Consider the following 19,365-nt stretch of genomic DNA (forward strand, 5'->3'; position numbering starts at 1 on the left):
CGTAAAACTTTGAAAGCAGCTTCTGTAAGGAATGGTCGGTAATTCTGGCTAAGTGGCCCACAACGCCACGCAGCGCATGAGTACGAGCATTTCGGGATGAGCGTCCCGGACACCCATTTGGGACCACTGATGAGGGTAATAACTGTGCTTGAAGCCTACCGCAAACATATCGAAGAGCGTGCAGCACTGGGTATCGTTCCCCAGCCGCTTAACGCCGAACAAACTGCAGGCCTGGTCGAGCTGCTGAAGAATCCTCCGGCTGGCGAAGAAAACTTCCTCGTTGACCTGATCACCAATCGCATTCCACCAGGTGTGGACGAAGCGGCCTACGTCAAGGCCGGTTTCCTGTCCGCCATCGCCAAGGGCGAAGCCAAATCCCCACTGCTCGACAAGAAACGCGCCGTCGAACTGCTGGGCACCATGCAGGGCGGCTACAACATCGCCACTCTGGTTGAACTGCTGGACGACGCCGAACTGGCCGCCGTTGCCGCCGAACAACTGAAGCACACCCTGCTGATGTTCGATGCCTTCCACGACGTTGCCGAGAAAGCCAAGGCGGGCAATGCCCACGCCAAGGCCGTGCTGGAATCCTGGGCCGCCGGCGAGTGGTTCACCAACAAGCCAGCCATCGCCGACAAGTACAGCCTGACCGTGTTCAAGGTCACCGGCGAAACCAACACCGACGACCTGTCCCCTGCCCCGGACGCCTGGTCGCGCCCTGACATCCCGCTGCACGCCCTGGCCATGCTGAAAATGGCCCGTGACGGCATCGTGCCTGAGCAACAAGGCGCCATCGGCCCGCTCAAGCAGATCGAAGAAGTCAAGGCCAAGGGTTTCCCGGTTGCCTACGTCGGTGACGTGGTCGGTACCGGTTCTTCCCGTAAATCGGCGACCAACTCGGTACTGTGGTTCTTCGGCGACGACATCCCTTACGTGCCGAACAAGCGCGCCGGTGGTTTCTGCTTCGGCTCGAAAATCGCTCCGATCTTCTACAACACCATGGAAGATGCCGGCGCACTGCCGATCGAGTTCGACGTCACCAACATGAACATGGGCGACGTCATCGACGTTTACCCGCATGCTGGCAAAGTCTGCAAGCACGGCACCGACGAAGTCATCACTCACTTCGAACTGAAAACCCCGGTTCTGCTGGACGAAGTTCGTGCCGGCGGCCGTATCCCGCTGATCGTCGGCCGTGGCCTGACCGAGAAGGCGCGTGCCGAACTGGGCCTGGGCCCAACCGACCTGTTCAAGCTGCCGGAAGCACCTGTCGACACCGGCAAGGGCTACACCCTGGCGCAGAAAATGGTCGGCAAGGCTTGCGGCCTGCCAGTTGGCAAGGGCGTTCGTCCTGGCACCTACTGCGAACCGAAGATGACCACCGTCGGCTCTCAGGACACCACCGGTCCAATGACCCGTGACGAACTGAAAGACCTGGCGTGCCTGGGCTTCTCCGCTGATCTGGTGATGCAGTCCTTCTGCCACACCGCGGCTTATCCGAAGCCGATCGACGTGACCACCCACCACACCCTGCCTGACTTCATCATGACCCGTGGCGGCGTTTCGCTGCGTCCGGGCGACGGCATCATCCACTCGTGGCTGAACCGCATGCTGCTGCCGGACACCGTGGGCACCGGTGGTGACTCGCACACCCGCTTCCCGATGGGCATCTCGTTCCCGGCCGGTTCCGGTCTGGTCGCGTTCGCCGCTGCCACCGGCGTCATGCCGCTGGACATGCCGGAATCGATCCTGGTTCGCTTCAAGGGCAAACTGCAACCTGGCATCACCCTGCGTGACCTGGTTCATGCGATCCCTTACTACGCCATCCAGAAAGGCCTGCTGACCGTCGAGAAGAAAGGCAAGAAAAACGCCTTCTCCGGCCGCATCCTGGAAATCGAAGGCCTGGACGAGCTGACCGTTGAACAAGCGTTCGAACTGTCCGACGCCTCCGCCGAGCGTTCCGCTGCCGGTTGCACCATCAAGCTGCCGGAAAAGGCTATCGCCGAGTACCTGCAGTCGAACATCACCCTGCTGCGCTGGATGATCGGCGAAGGCTACGGCGATGCTCGTACCATGGAACGTCGTGCCCAGGCGATGGAAGCCTGGCTGGCCAACCCGGAACTGATGGAAGCCGACAAAGACGCGGAATACGCCGAAGTCATCGAAATCGATCTGGCCGACATCAAAGAGCCTGTGCTCTGCGCGCCAAACGATCCGGACGACGCCCGTCTGCTGTCCAGCGTTGCTGGCGAGAAGATCAACGAAGTGTTCATCGGTTCGTGCATGACCAACATCGGTCACTTCCGCGCTGCCGGTAAACTGCTGGATCAGGTCAAGGGTCAGCTGCCAACCCGTCTGTGGCTGTCGCCGCCGACCAAGATGGACGCTCACCAACTGACCGAAGAAGGCTACTACGGCATCTACGGCAAGGCCGGCGCACGCATGGAAATGCCAGGCTGCTCGCTGTGCATGGGTAACCAGGCACGCGTTGAGCCGAACAGCACCGTGGTGTCGACGTCGACCCGTAACTTCCCGAACCGTCTGGGTGACGGCGCGAACGTCTACCTGGCCTCGGCCGAGCTGGCGTCCGTTGCTTCGATCCTGGGTCGCCTGCCGACCGTCGAGGAGTACATGGAATACGCTGGCAAGATCGACAGCATGGCGGCCGATGTCTACCGCTACCTGTCCTTCGACCAGATCGCCGAGTTCCGTGAAGCGGCTGCGAATGCCAAGATCCCGGTCATTCAAGCGTAACGCTGCAAGGCAATGAAAAACGCCGCCCATCGTGAGATGGGCGGCGTTTTTTTATGCCCCGAACAAACCCTGCCAGAATTTCACGCCTGCAACCTGAGCGCCTGCTGCACTGCTCCGTCCACACTCAAGTCACTGAGCAACACATGCTTGCGCTCCTGCTCGGGCAATTGCGCCAGTACGCTCTGCGCCTGATGCTTGAGCCGCGCCAGGATCAGCAGCTTGTCCTCGGCTCGTATCTGCAAGAAAAACGCCTCCAGCGCCTCGATACTGGTGCCGTCCAGATCCGGCGACTCCTCCAGACTGAGAACGACCGTATGCACCTGCGGTGCATGCCGTGCCAGCTTCAGGGCGGCGCCGAGAATCCGCTCCGCATTGGCGAAAAACAGCGCCTCGCTCGGCCGTACGATCAGCACTCCGGGAATTTCCCGGGCGTCCGGATGGCGTTGCACATCGACATAGTCATGCCCGCCACCCATCTGCCCCAGCACCTGGATATCCGCCGAGGACATCTGCTTCAACATCAGCACGACACTGATCGCCACGGCCAGCAGCAACCCGTCCAGCACCCCCAGCACCAGCACCGCCGCCACCGCGCAGATCACCAGTACCCGGTCCCGTCGCCAGATAAAGTAGCGACCCAACGGTTGCAGGCTCAGCCCCCGGCCCAAGGCATGAATGACAATCGCGGCCAGCACCGGCTCCGGCGTCAGGGCGATGTACGGCAGCAAGGTCAACACGATCAGCAGCACAACCCCTGCCGCCACCACACCCGCCAGCCGCGACGTGGCCCCTGCCGCCTCGTTGGCAGACGTCGCCGAATACCCGGCCCCGGCCGGCATGCCGTGAAACAGGCCGGACAACAGATTAGAGGCGCCGAGGGCCAGCAGATCGCGATTCGACGACACCTTGTCGCCGTGCTTCAAGGCAAACGAGCTGATCGAGCCATAGGACTCGGCATACAGAATCATCACCATGGCAAACGCCAGTTCCCCGAGTCGCAGCCAGTCGGCGAACGGCATGTTCGGCAGACGCGGCATTTCCAGACTCAGGTCAATGACCCCGATCAGCTTCACCCCGTGAGCCGGCAGATTCAGCCAATGACTGGCAGCCACCCCCAACGCCACCACTATCAACCCGCCCGGGACCCGGCGAAACCGCGCACAGGCCATCAGCACCAGCAGCGCCGCCACAGCAACCCCCGCACCAGCCAGATTCCATCGCGGCCATTGCTCCAGCAACTGCGGCAGAAAACGGATCAGGTTGCTGTCCGTCAGATGTACGTCCACCACACTCGCCACTTGCTTGAGAATGATGGTTGCCGCCAACCCCAGCGCAAACCCGCGCAGCACGGGCTTGGCAATAAACGACGTGACGCTGCCAAGCTTGAGCAGTCCCGCGAGCAGAAACAGTACGCCCGTCATCATCACCAGACCAACGGCCAGCCCCAGGCGCAACGACGGATCACCACCCGCCAGCGAAGCGGTGGCCGCCGCCAGCACCGCCGCCGACGAAGACGTGGCCGAGACCACGGCAAAGCGGCTGGTGCCCATCAGTGCGTAGCACAGAAGGCCGGCGAACAATGCAATCACCCCGGCCTGAGGCGGCAACGCGGCAATACTGGAATAAGCCACCGCCTCAGGCAGCAACAGTCCGGCAATCGACAACCCGGCAAGCAGATCCTGACTCCGGCTTTGCCGATCGATCTGTGCCGCCGGTGCGGCTCCCATGGGTTCAGTCGGCAATCGACCCCACCCACCCCGGCAGATACCGAGCCTCCTGACTGCGTACCAGCGCCATGCCCTTGGCCTGCAATTTGGCACCCTGATTGATGATCTGATCACTGGCAATGCGGCTACGCAGAAAGTCCGCCCACAGGAACTCGCTGTAAGGCGTGGCATCCTTGGCGTAGCCACCGGCCCTGCGCAACTGGCCGGCGAGGCTGCGATAAGGGTCATCCTGCAAGTCGACGATCGACCGGGGAATGGCTTCGAAGGTACGCCTGACGCCACGGCTGTCGTAGGGATGCGCCCATTGGTTGAAGTTCATCACGTTCCAGAACGTCACCGGATCGACAAACGACAGGTCCTTGAGCACCAGCAACGATACGCGCTTGACCTCTTCTTCCAGCAGGGCGAGGCCAAAGTGGTGGTGGTCGACGATGTAGTAGACGCCTTCAGCACCCAGCACGCAGGGAAACCAGTGGTTATCCAGGGCGGCGGCCCGCTCCTTGCGTTTGAGTTGCTTCCATTCCTGGCGTTTGTCAGCGACTTCGGCGAGGCCGACCGTCAGCTGGGTGGGATGGAGTTTTTCCAGTTTGCCGCGGATCAATTGCGGGCGGGGTCGAGGCATGAGGCATCTCCGGTGGAAAGTGCCTCCCAAGCGTAGTCGCTTATATCTCGGGATGGGTGCCCTGAATCAGGCATCCGGCTGTCATGTTGAAAACAACCTGCGGGAGCGAGCCTGCACACGCCGGCAGACTCGCTCATTCACAGGGGCAATCAGACAGCCAGTTTGTAGACCAGCGCCGAAATCGCCACCAGGCCTACCGCCGTGACGAAGACATTGGACGCCTGGCCGCGATAGCGAGCCATCGCCGGCACCTTGCGAATCGCGTACATCGGCATCAGGAACAGAATCGCCGCGATGACCGGGCCACCGACGGTTTCGATCATGCCGAGAATGCTCGGGTTGAGGGTCGCCACGATCCAGCACACCACCAGCATCGCCGCTGCGACGATGCGGTCCAGGGCCTTGGCACCCGGGCGCTTGCCGCTCTTGATGATCAGGCCCTTCAAGCCTTCGCTGGCACCAATGTAGTGACCGAGGAACGACTTGGAGATGGCCACGAAGGCAATCAGCGGCGCGGCGAACGCGATGGTCGGGTTGCTGAAGTGGTTGGCCAGGTACGACAGGATCGACAGATTCTGCGCCTTGGCTTCGGCCAGTTGTTCCGGCGACAGGGTCAGCACGCAACTGAAGACGAAGAACAGCACCATCAGCACCATCAGCGCGTGGGCGCGGGACAGGATCTGCGAGCTGCGCTGTTCGGCATGGACGCCATAACGACGCTTCTGGTCCACTGCAAACGCCGAGATGATCGGCGAGTGGTTGAACGAGAACACCATCACCGGGATCGCCAGCCACAGCGTATGCAGCAGCGCCGAGGGTGCCGGCACTTGCGAAGCGGTAGCGAGGATGCCGCCGTTCCAGTGGGGGATCAGGTACACCGCAAGGAACAGCAGTGCAACGATGAACGGGTAAACCATCAGGCTCATGGCCTTGACGATTGCCTGCTCGCCGCAACGCACCACGGCCAGCAGGCCGAGGATCAGCACAAACGACAGCACCGCCCGTGGCGGCGGCATGATGTGCAATTGGTGTTCGAGGAAACTGGCGACCGTGTTGGTCAGGCCGACGCTGTAGATCAGCAGGATCGGGAAGATGGCGAAGAAGTACAGCAAGGTGATGAGTGCGCCGGCCTTGATGCCGAAATGCTCTTCGACCACTTCAGTGATGTCGGCGCCTTCGCGACCGGAAAGCACAAAACGGGTCAGGCCGCGATGTGCGTAGAACGTCATCGGGAAGGCCAGCACCGCGAGGATCAGCAACGGCCAGAAGCCGCCCAGACCTGCGTTGATCGGCAAAAACAGGGTGCCGGCACCGATGGCCGTCCCAAACAGTCCCAACATCCAGGTGGTGTCCTGACGACTCCAGCTCGAAAGTTCAGCTGGTGCCGCCGCTTCATAGCGCTCGTTGACGCTATTGGCCTGCTCATTCATCCGGTCGGATCTCCGCATTCCGGTCAGTTGCCACTCAGTCGAAACGCGCCGGAAAAAACCGACAGAAACGTCGCAACCGAAACAGGGGCGCGATTCTCCGCGATAAATGAGCAGAAGCAAAGACTTAGCTGAGGAATGGTTGTGCGGTGCAGATTGAAGGCACGTCGTTTTCAGGAATATTAAAGCCGCTAATAGACATGTAATTCGTCGTTTTCTGACATGCAACCAATAGGAGACCAAGGCAAAAAGGGCAGTCAGAACGATCGCCCCAAAAGGACTCCAAGTAACATGCAATACAGACCAAAGCCGAATAACAACCACATTTTGCGCGCTTCATCCTTGTCTTTGATGCGCACCTCTTCGGCGTACTCCTCAATCTCTCGCTCAATTTTTGCTCTTCTGGCTTTCGCGTCATATGTACTCATGTTGCCCTCCTCTTGGATCATGGGCTTGTCTGTCGTGAAACACGCCTATTCAAAATTTGAAAAAAAAGCCTGCTACAGCAGTGATTGCGGTCACCAATCCACCCAATACCGCGAGTGGATATAAACTCCTCTCCCTGTTCAGCTTTTTCTCTTCCGCCAGAAGCTTTTTGAACTCGGCCACGAGTTTCCGTGACTCGTTCTCCAGCCTTTCGAGTTCCAGATTTTCGCGATCGTTCTTGAGCATTCGCCTTCCCTGGCTTTTTGGGCAGTCGCAGCCCACGTTGCTTCGTGTCTTCATCATTTCGTGTTCATCGTCCATCTGGTAGCGGATCGATCTGGCAAATTCGTAGGCAAAATCCGTGAGCCTCGTAGGTGGCCTCATACAAAAAACACCCCATGACCAACCCACCCCCTGCGCCTGAAAGCGCTCGATCAAACATCGAAATACTTTCAATCCGCCCAACATCATCTAGCGTGAGAAAAGCCCCCTCCCCAAGGAACCCGCTCATGCCCCTCGTTCGCGTCGACATCAGACAAAACCCCGATCCCGCCTTCGCCAAACGCATCGGCGAACAGATTTACGCCGCCCTGCGCAGTTGCATCGATGTGCCGGAACACGACAACTTCCAGATCCTCACCGAACACGATGCCCAGCACTTCATCTATGACCCGCAGTACCTCGGCATCCCGCGCAGCGACGGCAATGTGTTCATTCAGATCACCATCAGCGAAGGCCGCAGCGTGGAGAAGAAACAGCTGCTGTTCAAAACCATCGCCGACAGCCTGCACAGCCAATTGGGCGTGCGCCGGGAGGATGTGTTCATCAATCTGGTGGAAGTGAAGAAAGAGAACTGGTCGTTCGGCAACGGTGTCGCCCAATACGTGACCTGACGAGCAGCGCCGCCCGGCCCCTCCGAAGATCCGCATCAGCCCCTACACTGGCTGGTGCGAGTCCGGCGCCGGCGATTGCCAAACGCTCCGGGAATCAGCACTCTGAAGCGAATGCGTACGAAAGCCGACGATCTCAGGAGCCGTGCAATGCCCGCAACCGTTCTGGTACTGGTTGAAACCATCAATGACTACCTGCCCATTCTTGAACGACAGGGCTTTCACCTGATTCTCGCCCCGACTCCCGCCGAACGTGCCCAGGCCATTGCCACCCACGGCAGCCGCATCGATGCGGTGCTGACCCGTGGCCCGCTGGGCCTGTATGCCGAAGAAATCGATGCGCTGCCGGCGCTGAAGATCATCTGCGTGATCGGCGCAGGTTACGAACAGGTGGATCTGCAAGCCGCCAGCGATCGCGGCCTGACAGTGACCAACGGCGCCGGGGTCAACGCCTCGTCGGTGGCCGACCACGCCATGGCCCTGCTGCTGGCCCTGGTGCGTGACATTCCCCGTTGCGACGCCGCCGTGCGCCGGGGCGAGTGGCCGAAAGTCATGCGCCCGTCCCTGGCCGGCAAACGCCTGGGGATTCTCGGGCTCGGTGCGGTGGGGATGGCGATTGCCAGGCGCGCAGGCCAGGGCTTCGACATGCAGATCAGTTATCACAACCGCCAGGTGCGCAGCGATGTGCCCTACGCGTTCTGCTCGACCCCGACCGAACTGGCCCGGGCTTCGGACTTCCTGGTGGTGGCAACGCCGGGCGGGATCGGCAGCAAACACCTGGTCAATCGCCCGGTGCTGGATGCATTGGGGCCGGACGGTTTTATCGTCAATATCGCCCGCGCCAGTGTGATTGCCACCGCCGACCTGATCAGCGCTTTGGAACAACGGCGGATCGCCGGTGCGGCGCTCGATGTCTTCGACCACGAGCCGCAAGTGCCGGATGCGCTGAAAACCCTCGGCAACGTGATTCTCACCCCGCACGTCGCCGGGCTGTCACCGGAAGCGACCCAGGGCACGGTGGAACTGGTAGGGAAAAACCTCGTGGCATTCTTCTCCGGAGAACCGGTGCTGACGCCCCTTGCGCTGCCACCGAGGCTGAGCAACCAGCGCATGCACTAAAGCACGCCGAGCAACGTCCACAAACGACGCGACTCGGCGTCGGCGGAAATCAGCTCGCCCAACAATTCGCTTAACGGCTTGTTGCCCCACTCCACCCCGCGCCGGATCAGATATGGCACCGGGCTGTGGGGTTCGGTGCGGGCCAGGTATTCGGCGATCAGCAGCAGTTGTCGGTAGGCCTCTTCCCGGCTGGCCGGCTCACGGAAAACCTGCGCCGCTTGCGGGACAGGGGCGGTTTCCTCGACCGGTTGCGTGACGACCTCCGGCACAGGCGCGGGCATTGTCACCGGTTGCTGTGGATGCATGGCGATAAACTCCTGAACCAGCGTCAACAACGCTTGAATGGTTTCCTGCAACGGTCGCAGCCCCGGCCCCTGATCGCCCAGGTACGCATCGCACCATGTGTCGAGGCGTTGCAGGTGTTGCAGGCTCAGCAGCAGATTGCCCTGGGTGCGCAGCCAGAACGCCATCGGCGTGACGCGGATCTGATCGCTGAGCTTCTTCTGTTCGCTGCGAGCGGTTTCCGCCGAGGTCTTGGCATTCTTGCTGTCGTTGACCTGCACTTGCTGGAGCTGCAAGCGACGCCAGGCTTCAAGGGTGTACGCCTCGAAATCGCTGTTGCGCGTGCCGAACAGCGGCACCCGGGTCAGCAGGATTTCACTGTAGCGACGCACCAGCCATTCCAGCGGAATCACCCGCCACGATTGATCGCCGTCCTCGGCCCGGGGATACAGCTGCTCGGGGTAACGCTCGCACAGACCGGCGATCAGCGCCAGGCTGCCGGGCAAACCATCCAGCGCTTGCAAGTGCAGCCAGGCCTCGCCGAGCCAGGCGCTGAGCATCAGGTCCTTGCTGCGCTCCAGCAACAGACTCGTGGTCAGTTTCTCGACTTCGGGCCAGCTCGCCCGTTTCAGGGTCGATTGCCAGACGCCGGTTGGCAGGCTGGCGTCGTCCTCGCGGCGCAGGTCGCGTAACTGATCGAACTCACGCTCATAGCGCAGATCCACACCGCAGGGCGCTTCGCTGCTGATCGGCGCGAGCAGTTGTTCGATCGGGTCCGGCAACGTGGTCGATGGCAGGCTCACAGCCCCTCCTCCCGGGTTTCAATGGCCGCCGTCGTGCCGGTCACCTGAAACGGCGAGCGCGGCGCACGGGTTGGCGGCGGTGCGATGGACAACGGCAGTTTCGAGCCCTGGCTCATCAATGACAGGCGCACGAACATCCGGGTGAATTCGTTGGTGACGCTGTCGGTCTGCGCGGTGACCGGCAGGCGCAGGCTCAACGGAAAATCGGTGTAGTCCATGCTCGGCTGACGCTGCACTGAAAAGTGCGCGCGCATCAGCCGCAACAACGACCACGGCCCGCCGTACTCCCAACCCGCCTCAAGGTCGCGCACCACCAGGTTCGGTTGCGACGGGTCATTGACCGGCCGATCCTTGCCGTTGCGTGCCCAGCGCAAGGTCAGGCGAATCGGCTGGCCGACCATCCAGCGCAGATTCGGTTGCTCGCCGGCGGGGTAGTTGACCTGCTGATTGCCCGACAACAAGCCCCACGCGATCACCTGATCGGCGCCCTTTTCCTCCTCACGGTCGGTCCGCCAGCGCACGTCCAGCTCGACGCCCAGAATGCCGCTCTTGTCGCGCACGAACAGCGGCGTGAGCCAGGTCGCGCTCTGTTTCAAACGGTTGAGAAAGTCCTCAGCCGCCAACCGCTCCGGCGCCTGACTCATCACCAGTCCGGCCTGGGCCACTGGCAAGCGCTTGTCGATCAGTTCGAGCAGATGCTGAACCCGCGCCGGGTCGGCATCCTGAGCCTGCACACCGTTGGCAAACGGGAAACGGTCGGCCAGGTACTGATTGAAGTAATTGGCCAGCTCATTCCACGCGGCGGCGGCCTGCTGTTGCTGCAGAAACTGGCAACGTTGCAGCGCCGACTGCTGCAGTTCCACCGCCCGCATCGCCAGGGTGCCGCGTCCGCCCGTCAGATTGGCGGTCTGCAACATCTGCACGCAGGAGTTGGTGTCCATTTCGATGAAGTCGCGGCTGACCAGTTGCTCGATCTGCGCCGGCGAGCTGGCGGGGTTGGAATCCTTGTATTTGAGCAATTCATCGTTGAGCGCGCTGAACTGGGTGACCCGCTCATAGTCCAGGGCCGAGAGATTCCCCTGCTGGGTCTTGAGCCATTGCAGCGCCGGGGTGCGACGTTCGGTGATGCCGAGCATGGTGTTGAACTGCTGCTTGAGGCCGAGCTTCAAGTCCTGCACGTCACTGGCGCCGTACAACTGCAAGCCAAGGTTTTTCGAGCCGTCCCACTGGCTGATTTCGGCGCGGCCACCGAACAGCGGCTGCGCGGTGATTTCATCCAGGCCACTGACAATCTGCCCCATCGCCCGACGGTTCAGGGCACTTTGCAGGCGCGCCGCCAGATCCGTGCGGTGCACCTCGACGAAGGCTTTTTGCAGGGCCATCGCCTGTTCGGCCTGAACGTTGAACACCGCGTAAGACTGCGTCTGGTCGTTGTGGTCCTTGAGGCTCAGCCACATCGCCTGGGCCGCCGCGTTCTCGGCGGCTTGCAGCAACGCGCCGCGATACACCGGCGGAATGCGCGGCAGTTCTTCGGCGATGTAACTCTTGTAGCTGGCGAAGTAGCTCAGCGAGGTGTTGAGGTCATCGCCGTCCACGACCTGGCCTTGCAGGTCGACATTGTCCTGACTGGCACGCAAGGCAATCGACACGAAGTCACGTTTGAACAGTGACTGCACCGCGTTGTCCAGCTTCACCACATGCTCCTGCAACGTCAGTTGCCCGCTGCCCTGCTGCACCAGCAGATTGCCCCGGGAACCGACCTGGGCGATCCACTGATCGCGAAAACTTTGCTGCAACCGCGCGGCCTGTGCCTCCAGTTGTTGCTCGACCGCCGGCCCCAGCAAGGCACTTTTGCGCACCTTGTCCAGCAGCTCGCGATAACCCGGCACCAGTTCCTGGCCCTTGCCACGCCCCCACGCCGAATTGGTCAGGGCGATGGCCGCCTGCAAGTCGTCGACCAGCGCCCGCAGGTCTTCCAGTTCGCGCAGGCTGTTGCCGCTGCCGACCTCCAGTTGTTCGAGGTGCAATTTGAGGTAGCCGGCCTTGCTGACGAAGTTGTCGGCGAGGAAATACTGATCGAGCCAGCGCTCCATCAACCCGGAAAAATTGCTGGTGATCAACGGCCGCTCGGCACTCAAGTCCAGCGCCTGCAATTCCCCGCTATCCCCCGCGCCGGCCACCAGCAAGCGGTTGTAGAACGCGGCATGGGGCAAGGCGCCGGCATTGAGATTGAGCGACAGCGCGTTGTTGCTCAGTTGCACCAGATCCTCCAGCGGCACCCGCTGATTGTTCTGCACCTGACTGAACAACTGGTTCTGCTGTTCCAGGCGCAACGCGCGGTCTACCAAATCCGTGGCCTTCTGATAGTTCTGCCATTGCGCCGGGTCTTCGCTTTCGACGCTGGCGCGCCGGTCGGTGCTGCGAATCGCCTTGATCTTCACCAGCTCCGCCGTCAGCAACTCATGCAGCGGGGTCAGGATATGGCGCCGGGAGGACTGCAACAGCTCCTGTTCGAGACGGCTGTCCAGCGAGGAAAACCACGACGTCGGAAACACCAGCGAGGCGTAATCCCAGCGCGGCGCCCGTTCCAGTACCCGCCAGAAGCTCTGCACGTTGCGCCGGGTCGGTTCGACCCGATGCGCCTCGTCAGTGACCGCCACGTAATTTTTTTGCGCGCCTTGCAGCAGCCGCGCCAGTTCGTGGGCATCCTTGACCGACGCATGCCACACCCACACCATCGCCACGCCCCAAATTACCCCGACCAGCAGCGCCACGCCGACGGTCAGCCGTTGCCAGCGCTGACGCAAACGCAACAGGCGCGGCACGCCCTGGGCCAGACCGCGCTCACCCACCAGACGCTGGCGCCACAACTGGCGCATGAAGGCGCTTTCCTGCAAACCGCTGTCGTCGGCGCTGAAGCCGTCACGGGCATCTTCGGACGCCTGATTGGCGCTCAAATACACTCCGCGAAAACACGGCGCCTCGCCTTGAGCGTTGCCCTGAAACACCGGTTCCAGCACATTCTGCAAACCCCGACGCAAGGTCTCCAGGCGCTCCGGCAAAGCGAACAGATCGGCGCTCAGTTGCCCGGACAAAGTGCCGATTTCCACCACTGCTTCCGCCACCGCCCGGTGCAGCCGATCCAGCGCCTGATCGCTCCACTGCCCCTGCCACACCGCATCGCGCGCGTAGGGCGACGACCAGCCCAGGGTTCGCTCCCGAGCCTCTTCGGGCAACGCGGCAATCAGTTCCTGAAACCCCGGCAACTCCTCAAGCCCGGTGATCACCACGTACACCGGCAGACTCAGGCCGAAGCGTTGCAGCAGATCGATGAACCGTCGACGCGCCGCCAGCCCCAAAGTGGTGGCTTGTTCCAGATTGCCCAGACGACTGACCGGCACCGTCCAGATCACCCCGTCCAGCGGTCGCTTGCTGCGCAGACGCAGGAGCAGTCCGAGCAGCCGCCACCAGCCACCACGCTGCAAATGCATGCCGTCTTCCGGCAGGAACAGCGCCTGCGGCACCACCAGCACCGCGCCCTCGGGATCCGACCACCAGCGGCCGAACCACGCCGGTTTGTCGGTGGGTTGCAAGCGCCATTCGGTGACCAGTTGCGTGCCCTGGTTTTCGTCGCCGAGCATCAGCAGCCAGGGCAATTGATAACGGTCGTGGCTGCCCTGCTCTTGCTCCATGTGCCGCACCGCCGCATAAAAACTGCGGATCGCCGCGCCACTGCGCGTGCGTAGCCACCACACTGCGACGGCCACCAGCGCCAACAGCAGAAGGATCGCCAGCACCCACGCGACAAGCGTCAGGGTGCTCATGAGTCTTGCTCCGGCGCCGGCACGGCATCGGTCATCTGCAACACCGGTTCCAGCTCCATGCGGATGTCGCGCCACAGCACATGACCGAGCCCGGTCAGCAACATCATCAACGCCAGAATGCCCAGCGCCAGACGAAAGCCGTCAGGCAACGCCGTGCGCACTGGCAATTGCAGCGGCGGAGTCTGCGCAGGTTGCGTCAGACGCTGGCTGACATCGGCGTAGTCCGCCTCTTCCTGCCAGGCAAAAGTGAACAGCGCCAGGCGCCATTTCTCCCGCTGCACCTGACTCTGCTCACCACGCAAGCGCCCGTGAAAACCGAGAATCAGGCACAGCAGATACACGTTCGCCAGATCGCGGGTGGTGGGTTGTTGTTCGTCGAGCAGGGTTTGAATCGCCGCCGGCACTTGCTCACCGGCCTGACGGCTGCTGTACAGACGCGACTCCAAAGGCTTGTCCTGCCACGCCGACTGACCGGGCCACGGGCTGAACAACAGGGTTTCATCGACCAGCGCGACGAAGGCGTAGACCAGCGCCTTGACCTGCTCGGTCGCCGAATCGCCGACCCGTGAGTACGCCGTTCGCCATAACCGCTGCGAGCCTTGGGTCGAGAGTTCGACCACGGTTTCCACCAGCGCCGCTTCGTCCTCGCTGTCCTTGGGCAACTGGCTCCAGTCCCGCGACCACTGCTGCCACGCCTCGCGGAATGCGCTGCTCAAGGGCGCGTCCTGCACGCTCAGGTTTCTTGTCCCGGACCCGCCATTCCCTTCAGACATACAGCGTTCCTTGTGTAATCAGGCACTTTCACTGGTCTGGGCAACAAACAGCACGACCTGCCACGGACTGCTGGTGAGTCGGGCCGCCGGTGCCGCGATCACCAGCGGCAGTTGCGCGTCGAACCAGGTCCCTTCGGCGGTGACCACAAACAATCGGGTATCGTCGCCGACGCTGTAGGCCACCTGCTCACTGCGGCTCATGGCCTGGTGCGTCAGGCCGCTCATGCGTTGGCGGCTGAGCAAGGCGATGTGCGGCGCCGAGGCGATGATCGCGCCACGCAACCAGTCGCCGGCCGCCTGTTCGCTGGCACCGTTGGGCATGCGCAGACCGATGACCAGACGCTGGCTCGGCTGATCGTCCGGCAACTCGATGGAAAACCCTTGCTCGCCGCGTTCGAACGGCAGGCTGCGATAGCCGGCGCGGATCAGTTCCAGGGTGGTTTCCAGCCAGTCGAGGACTTGCCCGTAGCCGCGCTGCAACTCGTAGAAATCCAGCGGCGCGAACGCCGGCACACCGGCCAGCAGATCGAGCGCCGACCAGGCACCGGCCAGCCCGAGCAATTGCCCATACAGGGTTTGCGGATGGGCGACGCGACTGTTGAGCGTGCCTTCGACTTCCGGCAGTCGCGCCCACAACGCGGTCAACTGGCGGCGGATCTCCAGGGCATCGTCCTGATTGCCGGCCTGCTGCGCCTGACGCAGACGCCCGCCGAGAAACAGACACTTCTCCCGAGCCCGCGCACACAGCCCGGCGACTCGTCGGCCCAGCGGTGATTCAGGCAACAGGATCGGCGTCGGCGGCGTGTAGGGCAACGGCAGGAAACCGCCGCCCTCCTTGCGGATCTTCAGCAGCGGCAGACAGATCGAATCCGCCTTGGTCAGTTGCGTACACAGGCGCGGATTCGGCCGCCACACTGTGATCGACTCGGGGAACTCGCCGCTGGTGAGATCCGGCAGCGCCTCCCCCACCAGCGACTGCAACCGGCCCTTGAGCGGGAGCAGTTGCCCGGCGCGCCACAACGGGCTGATCGCCAGGTAAACGGTGACGGTGGCGTCGTCGGTTTCGCTGATCGACGGGCCGACATCCAGCTCCAGCGCCGGGCCGACACCGGCCTGCAGATTGACCGGCAAACCATCGGGCATCGTCCCTTGCAGCGACACCACACGCACCACCCCGGCGCTCATCGCCGACGGGTCGAACTCCATGTGACCGACCCCGAAGAACCACGGGTTGCACGCCTGCGCCGCGTGCGCCACCAGCGCCTCGGCGCGCAGCCCCTGCAACTGAAAATGCTGCGGCAGCAACTGCATGCCTTCATGCCAGCAAACCGCGTCAGGTAGCAGACTCATACGACTCCCTTCGACTGCGCCGCAACCTGGCGGCGTACGGTGATTGCGTGTGCGAGGCTCAGTGCTCGGTGCTGACCAGGCTCATCTCGCGGCTGTCGAACTTCAGCCACGCCTCGCTCTGGTCGTCCAGCCGCAAGCGGTGCGCTCCGGGTGTGTTATAGCTGGCGAAGACCAAAAGTCCAGCCGCCCGCTTGCCCCCCAGCGGGAAGGGTTGACGGTCGATGAATTGCCCGGGCACCAGCTCCAGTCCCCACACGCTCATCAGTTGACGATAGTCGCGCTGGTACTGCTCGCGTCCGGCGAACCACTGGCTGGCACTGATGCCCGACAGTTGCTTGAGCAGGTCCGGGTCGTTGACCGCGATGAAGTCCACGGCGATGGGGGTGTCGTCGTTGGCCCTGGGCGCGACATCGAGGGTCAGGCTGTCGAGGTCGACCTTCGGCCCGAACAACGAACAGCCCGACAGACACACGAACAAAAGGGCAGCAAAAAAACGTGCATTCAAAATGAATTTTCCTTTTCTCGCGACAGTCCAAAAATGTTTTTCGCTTGCATTTTTATAGACCTGTTCTAGCGTCTTGGGTAGTTCGGTTCCTACAGCCGAATGTGGAAGGTTTGTCAAAGGAACGACAGGTCATCTGCCTCCCTTTCTAACCTATGGTCCAGCAAGGGAAAGCGATGAGCGGGCCACCCCGATGCATTGCGCCCGCTCATCGCATCGGAGTCCGCCGACATGGCAGAAAGTACCCAGCACAAGCTCGACCGGGTTCGCCCGCCTCGGGTGCAAATCACCTACGACGTCGAAATCGGCAATGCCATCGAGAAAAAGGAATTGCCGCTGGTGGTCGGGATTCTGTCCGACCTGTCCGGCAAGCCTCTTGAGCCATTGCCGAAACTGAATGAGCGGCGCTTTACCGAAATCGACCGCGACAACTTCAACGAAGTGCTCGCCTCCATCGCCCCCCGCGCCACGCTGCAAGTCAACAACACCCTCACCGGCGACGACAGCAAGCTCAACATCGAGCTGAACTTCAAACACATCGACGATTTCGACCCGGTCAAGGTGGTGGAGCAAGTCACCCCGCTGCGCCGTCTGTTCGAGGCTCGCCAGCGCCTGCGCGACCTGCTGACCAAACTCGACGGCAACGATGATCTGGACAAGCTGTTGCGCGACGTCATCGCCAACACCGAAGGCTTGCAAGAGATCAAGTCGGCCCGCCCGGACACCGCTGTCCCGGCCGCTGATGCCGAAGCCCCGGCCGAACCGCAAGCCTGATCGTCCATTTGAACGAGGGAGAATCCGCCATGCCCGCCGCAGCCCAGAATGAAGCCAGTGAAGGCTCGACCCAGACTTTGTCACTGCTGGACAAGATCATCGCCGAGGGCCGCATGGCCCATGACGACAGCCAGCAGGATTACGCCCGCGACATGCTCGCGGAATTCGCCACCCAGGTTCTCGACGAAGGCATGGCCATCGACAAGGACACCGTGGCGATGATCAACGACCGCATCAGCCAGATCGACGAGCTGATCAGCGCCCAGCTCAACGAAGTGCTGCACCACCCGGACCTGCAAAAACTCGAAGCGTCCTGGCGCGGCCTGCACATGCTGGTGCAGAACACCGAAACCAGCACCCGGCTCAAACTGCGGCTGCTCAACGTGACCCAGAAAGAGCTGCAGAACGACCTGGAAAAAGCCGTCGAATTCGACCAGAGCTCGCTGTTCAAGAAGATCTACGAAGAGGAATACGGGACCTTCGGCGGTCATCCGTTCAGCCTGCTGGTGGGCGACTACACCTTCGGCCGGCACCCGCAGGACATCGGCCTGCTGGAAAAACTCTCGAACGTCGCCGCCGCCGCACACGCACCGTTCATTGCCGCCGCCAGCCCACGGCTGTTCGACATGAACAGCTTTACCGAACTGGCCGTTCCCCGTGACCTGTCGAAAGTGTTCGAGAGCCAGGAACTGATCAAATGGCGCTCGTTCCGGGAAAGCGAAGATTCGCGCTACGTGTCGCTGGTGTTGCCGCACTTCCTGCTGCGCCTGCCATACGGCCCGGACACCTCGCCGGTGGAAGGCATCAACTACGTCGAAGACGTCAACGGCACCGACCACAGCAAATACCTGTGGGGCAACGCTGCCTGGGCGCTGTCGCAACGCATCACCGAAGCCTTTGCCAAGTACGGCTGGTGCGCGGCGATTCGCGGCGCCGAAGGCGGCGGCGCGGTCGAGGGCCTGCCGGCACACACCTTCCGCACCAGCTCTGGCGATCTGTCGCTCAAATGCCCGACCGAAGTGGCGATCACCGACCGCCGGGAAAAAGAGCTCAACGACCTCGGTTTCATCGCCCTGTGCCACAAGAAGAACAGCGACATCGCGGTGTTCTTCGGCGGCCAGACCACCAACAAATCCAAGGTCTACAACACCAACGAGGCCAACGCCAACGCGCGCATCTCGGCGATGCTGCCGTACGTGCTCGCGGCCTCGCGTTTCGCCCATTACCTGAAGGTCATCATGCGCGACAAGGTCGGCAGCTTCATGACCCGCGACAACGTGCAGAGCTACCTCAACAACTGGATCGCCGACTACGTGCTGATCAACGACAACGCGCCGCAGGAAATCAAGGCGCAGTACCCGTTGCGCGAGGCGCGGGTGGACGTCACCGAAGTCGCCGGCAAACCCGGTGCCTATCGGGCCACGGTGTTCCTGCGGCCGCACTTCCAGCTCGAAGAGCTGACCGCGTCGATCCGCCTGGTCGCCACCCTGCCACCTCCGGTAGCAGCCTGACCGTCACCGCCCGCAGGCCTGGCCTGCGGGCGTCAACCGTTTGTCTAGCGCGATAACCTTCAGGAGTTCCAAGCGATGGATGCAATCATTCTCGACCTCGGCGGCGACATCAAAGGCGACAGCCTGCTCGAGGGCTACACGGACAAGATCGAAGTCATGTCCTACAGCCACAACGTCGCGATGCAAGTGACCAACGACGTCAGCAACTCGGAACGGACCTCGGGCAAACCCCACGTCGGCGAGTTCACCCTGACCAAGTTCGTCGACACCTCCACCCCGTCCCTCAACGAATACTGCTGCGCCGGCAAGCCGATTCCGGAAGCCAAGATCACCATCGGCCGCAACGCCGCCGAGGGTAGCGGCAAACTGCTGCCGTTCATCATCTATACTCTCACCAACGTGGTGATTTCCAACGTCAGCGTCAGCGGCGGCACCGGTGGCAAACCGGTGGAAACCCTGTCCCTGAACTTCACCAAGATCAAATGGGAGCTCACCGCACAGAAAGACGACGGCACCAAGGAAGGCACGGCCGCCGCAACCTGGGACATGGCCGCCAACAAGCTGGTCAGTTAAGCGGACGC

The 19,365-nt window shown here is 62.1% G+C and carries 16 protein-coding genes; 6 read left to right on the forward strand and 10 right to left on the reverse strand.

The annotated features are described in order from the left end of the window. Positions 1–144: 144 nt before the first annotated feature. A complete protein-coding gene (acnB, locus tag N8H74_RS21885) occupies positions 145–2,754 on the forward strand; it encodes a bifunctional aconitate hydratase 2/2-methylisocitrate dehydratase (RefSeq protein ID WP_217834137.1) in 2,610 nt (869 codons plus the stop codon). 80 nt (positions 2,755–2,834) lie between these two features. Here acnB and N8H74_RS21890 read toward each other — a convergent pair whose 3' ends face one another. The 5 genes from N8H74_RS21890 to N8H74_RS21910 form a co-directional block, all read right to left on the reverse strand. Then, positions 2,835–4,481 (reverse strand): SulP family inorganic anion transporter, encoded by a 1,647-nt coding sequence (locus N8H74_RS21890; RefSeq protein WP_262150214.1) that lies wholly within the window; start codon positions 4,479–4,481, stop codon positions 2,835–2,837. Positions 4,482–4,485: 4 nt separating this feature from the next. Then, entirely contained in the window at positions 4,486–5,103 is a 618-nt protein-coding gene (locus N8H74_RS21895) for a ParB-like protein (RefSeq protein WP_262150216.1), read from the reverse strand. A gap of 149 nt (positions 5,104–5,252) precedes the next feature. Continuing rightward, on the reverse strand, positions 5,253–6,533 hold the full coding sequence (locus N8H74_RS21900) for an HAAAP family serine/threonine permease (protein WP_262150218.1): 1,281 nt from the start codon (positions 6,531–6,533) through the stop codon (positions 5,253–5,255). A gap of 254 nt (positions 6,534–6,787) precedes the next feature. Beyond that, positions 6,788–6,958 (reverse strand): hypothetical protein, encoded by a 171-nt coding sequence (locus tag N8H74_RS21905; protein ID WP_262150220.1) that lies wholly within the window; start codon positions 6,956–6,958, stop codon positions 6,788–6,790. Between the two features lie 49 nt (positions 6,959–7,007). Then, complete coding sequence (locus N8H74_RS21910) at positions 7,008–7,202, reverse strand: hypothetical protein (protein ID WP_262150222.1); 195 nt, start codon at positions 7,200–7,202, stop codon at positions 7,008–7,010. A gap of 263 nt (positions 7,203–7,465) precedes the next feature. Between N8H74_RS21910 and N8H74_RS21915 the strand changes: the two genes are divergently transcribed. Next, a complete protein-coding gene (locus tag N8H74_RS21915; RefSeq protein ID WP_262150223.1) occupies positions 7,466–7,849 on the forward strand; it encodes a tautomerase family protein in 384 nt (127 codons plus the stop codon). A gap of 147 nt (positions 7,850–7,996) precedes the next feature. Further along, the gene (locus tag N8H74_RS21920; RefSeq protein ID WP_217834124.1) at positions 7,997–8,965 is read left to right on the forward strand and encodes a 2-hydroxyacid dehydrogenase; all 969 of its coding nucleotides are present in this window, start codon (positions 7,997–7,999) and stop codon (positions 8,963–8,965) included. On the opposite strand, the gene tssA is transcribed toward N8H74_RS21920, so the two are convergent. Genes tssA through N8H74_RS21945 form a run of 5 tightly spaced genes read right to left on the reverse strand, consistent with a single transcriptional unit; the run spans position 8,962 to position 16,502 of the window. Then, positions 8,962–10,050, reverse strand: coding sequence for a type VI secretion system protein TssA (gene tssA, locus N8H74_RS21925; RefSeq protein ID WP_262150225.1), 1,089 nt, complete (start codon positions 10,048–10,050; stop codon positions 8,962–8,964). The two genes, N8H74_RS21920 and tssA, sit on opposite strands and share 4 nt — an antisense overlap. Then, positions 10,047–13,874, reverse strand: a complete 3,828-nt coding sequence (locus tag N8H74_RS21930; protein WP_262150227.1) for a type VI secretion protein IcmF/TssM N-terminal domain-containing protein — start codon at positions 13,872–13,874, stop codon at positions 10,047–10,049. The genes tssA and N8H74_RS21930 overlap by 4 nt, the downstream gene beginning before the upstream one ends. Continuing rightward, positions 13,871–14,647, reverse strand: coding sequence for a DotU/TssL family secretion system protein (locus N8H74_RS21935; RefSeq protein WP_217834121.1), 777 nt, complete (start codon positions 14,645–14,647; stop codon positions 13,871–13,873). The genes N8H74_RS21930 and N8H74_RS21935 overlap by 4 nt, the downstream gene beginning before the upstream one ends. 18 nt (positions 14,648–14,665) lie before the next feature. Continuing rightward, the gene (gene tssK, locus N8H74_RS21940) at positions 14,666–15,997 is read right to left on the reverse strand and encodes a type VI secretion system baseplate subunit TssK (RefSeq protein ID WP_262150229.1); all 1,332 of its coding nucleotides are present in this window, start codon (positions 15,995–15,997) and stop codon (positions 14,666–14,668) included. Positions 15,998–16,055: 58 nt separating this feature from the next. After that, positions 16,056–16,502: a type VI secretion protein gene (locus N8H74_RS21945; RefSeq protein ID WP_217834119.1), complete on the reverse strand. Its 447-nt coding sequence runs from the start codon at positions 16,500–16,502 to the stop codon at positions 16,056–16,058. 228 nt (positions 16,503–16,730) lie between these two features. On the opposite strand from N8H74_RS21945, the gene tssB reads away from it, so the two are divergent. From tssB to N8H74_RS21960, 3 genes are all read left to right on the forward strand, one after another. Next, complete coding sequence (tssB, locus tag N8H74_RS21950; protein WP_217834118.1) at positions 16,731–17,273, forward strand: type VI secretion system contractile sheath small subunit; 543 nt, start codon at positions 16,731–16,733, stop codon at positions 17,271–17,273. Positions 17,274–17,302: 29 nt separating this feature from the next. Beyond that, on the forward strand, positions 17,303–18,784 hold the full coding sequence (gene tssC / locus N8H74_RS21955) for a type VI secretion system contractile sheath large subunit (protein ID WP_217834117.1): 1,482 nt from the start codon (positions 17,303–17,305) through the stop codon (positions 18,782–18,784). Between the two features lie 75 nt (positions 18,785–18,859). After that, positions 18,860–19,357 (forward strand): Hcp family type VI secretion system effector, encoded by a 498-nt coding sequence (locus tag N8H74_RS21960; RefSeq protein WP_217834116.1) that lies wholly within the window; start codon positions 18,860–18,862, stop codon positions 19,355–19,357. The last annotated feature ends 8 nt before the right edge of the window (positions 19,358–19,365 follow it).

The organism is Pseudomonas sp. B2M1-30 (assembly GCF_025447575.1).
Taxonomy (GTDB): domain Bacteria; phylum Pseudomonadota; class Gammaproteobacteria; order Pseudomonadales; family Pseudomonadaceae; genus Aquipseudomonas; species Aquipseudomonas botevensis.